Annotated in this window: 2 protein-coding genes; both read left to right on the top strand. The window is 74.7% G+C overall.

Translation table 11 applies throughout. The features are described from left to right. On the top strand, positions 1 to 1,323 hold a 1,323-nt coding region (locus GTW08_RS01460), incomplete at its 5' end, for a hypothetical protein (RefSeq protein ID WP_346009832.1). A gap of 3 nt (positions 1,324 to 1,326) precedes the next feature. After that, complete coding sequence (locus GTW08_RS01465; RefSeq protein WP_073574222.1) at positions 1,327 to 2,367, top strand: D-alanine--D-alanine ligase family protein; 1,041 nt, start codon at positions 1,327 to 1,329, stop codon at positions 2,365 to 2,367. Positions 2,368 to 2,438: the final 71 nt, after the last annotated feature.

Genomic DNA, 2,438 nt, shown 5'->3' on the forward strand with positions numbered 1-2,438 from the left:
CCGCGCGAGGGCACGGCGGCGACCCGGGTCCGTACCGCGGGCACCCTCGCCCTGCTCACCGCCGCCCTGCCCGCCGACCTGGCGATCACCGGCGTCGCTGCGCTGGCCGGGCTCCTGCGCCGACGTGAGCGGGCCCGGCCGCACCGGCCGCTGACCGTGCTGCTCAGCGGCGGGAAGATGACCAAGGCGCTGGAGCTGGCACGGGCCTTCCACCGTGCCGGCCACCGGGTCGTGCTCGTCGAGCAGGCCCGCTACCGCTTCACCGGGCACCGGTTCTCCCGGGCGGTCGACGCGTTCCACGTCGTCCCCGCCCCGGACGCACCGGGTTACGCCCACGCGCTCGCCGACATCGCCCGCCGGGAGGGGGCCGACGTGTACGTGCCGGTGTGCAGCCCCGTCGCGAGCTGGTACGACGCCGACGCCAAGCGGCTGCTCGAACCGTTCTGCGCGGTCGTGCACCCCGACGCCGACGTCGTCGCGATGCTCGACGACAAGCACCGGTTCACCGCGACCGCCGCCGGGTTCGGCCTGCCGGTGCCCGCGGCGCGGCGCATCACCGACCCGGCGCAGGTCGTCGACCACGACTTCGCCGCCACCCCGGGGCGCACCTGGATCCTCAAGTCGCTGCGCTACGACCCGGTGCGCCGCCGCGACCTGACCCGGCTGCCGCGCCCGACCCGCGCCGAGACCGCGGCGTTCGTGGCGACCCTGCCGATCTCACCGGACAACCCCTGGATCCTGCAGGAGTTCGTCGAGGGCACCGAGTACTGCACCCACGCCACCGTCCGCGACGGCGAGGTCCGCCTGTACTGCTGCTGTCCGTCGTCGAGCTTCCTCCTCAACTACGACCACGTCGACCACCCGGCGATCGAGGACTGGGTGCGGCGGTTCTGCGGCGAGCTGGGGGTGACCGGGCAGCTGTCGTTCGACTTCATCGAGGCACCCGACGGCCGGGTCCTGGCCATCGAGTGCAACCCGCGCACCCACTCCGCGATCACCCTGTTCCACGACCACCCGGGTGTCGCCGCGGCCTACCTCGACGCCGGTGCCGGCACACTCGTGCCGGCACCGGCGACCCGGCCGACCTACTGGCTGCACCACGAGCTGGGCCGGCTCCTCGGCGACCCCGGGTCGTGGCGGGAACGGTTGCGGATCGTGCGCGACGGACGGGAGGCGCTGCTCGACGTGCACGACCCGTTGCCGTTCCTGCTGGTCCCGCACCTGCAGATCGCCTCGCTGCTGCTGGGCAACCTGCTGCGCGGACGGCCGTGGGTGACCGTCGACGTGAACATCGGCAAGCTCGTCGAACCGGCGGGGGACTGAACCGTGCTGCGTGTCCTGCACCTCGTCGGCTCGGGCGTCGACGAGTTCTTCTGCGACCTGTCCCGGCTCTACGCCGCGGACTGCCTCGCCGCGACCGCCGACCCGGCGCGCTACGAGTTCGTCGTCGCGTACGTGACGCCGCAGGGCTGGCGGTTCCCGGCCGGGCTCGACCCGGAGCAGATCGCTGCCGCGCCACTGCGGACCCTCCCCGAGGCGGTCGCCGAGATCGCCCGGGCGGAGGTGGACGTGATGGTGCCGCAGATGTTCTGCCGGCCCGGGATGACCCACCACCGGGCGCTGTTCGAGCTGCTCGGGATCGGCTACGTCGGCAACACCCCCGAGGTCATGGCGCTGGGCGCGGACAAGGCACTGGCCCGCGCGGTCGTCGCCGAGGGCGGGGTCGCCGTCCCGGCGGGGGAGACGGTGCGCGCCGGGCAGGTGCCGACGGTCCGGCCACCCGCCGTCGTCAAGCCGGTGGACACCGACAACTCGGTCGGCGTCACCCTCGTCCACGACCCGGACGGGTTCGAGGTGGCCGTGAAGGCCGCCCTGGTCCACGGCGACCGCGCCCTGGTCGAGGAGTTCGTGCCGCTGGGCCGCGAGGTCCGGTGCGCGGTGGTGGAGCGCGACGGCCACCTGGTCGGCCTGCCGCTGGAGGAGTACCGGATGGACGCGGTCGACAAGCCGGTCCGCCTCGCCGACGACAAGCTCGCCCGCACCGGCGACGGCGACCTGCGCCTGGTCGCGAAGGACGCCCGGTCCTGGATCGTCGACGCAGGCGACCCGGCCACCGGGCCGGTGCAGGACGCCGCCCGCGCGGCGTTCCGCGCCCTGGGCTGCCGCGACTACGGGCTGTTCGACTTCCGCATCGACCCGGACGGCCGGCCCTGGTTCCTGGAGGCCGGGCTGTACTGCTCGTTCGCCCGCACCTCGGTGGTCGTCACGATGGCCGAGGCCGCGGGGATCGGCGTCGCCGACCTGTTCGCCGACGCCGTCACCCGCGCCGCCGCCCGCACCACCGCCCCACCCGGCTCCGACCGCTGATCCCGGCTCCCGCCGCCGGTGGGGCGCGCCGTCGCACCCCGCAGGTGGCCCGCGCACCCTCCGCGGCGGGT

Source organism: Pseudonocardia sp. SID8383 (assembly GCF_009864975.1).
Classification (GTDB): Bacteria; Actinomycetota; Actinomycetes; order Mycobacteriales; family Pseudonocardiaceae; genus Pseudonocardia; species Pseudonocardia alni.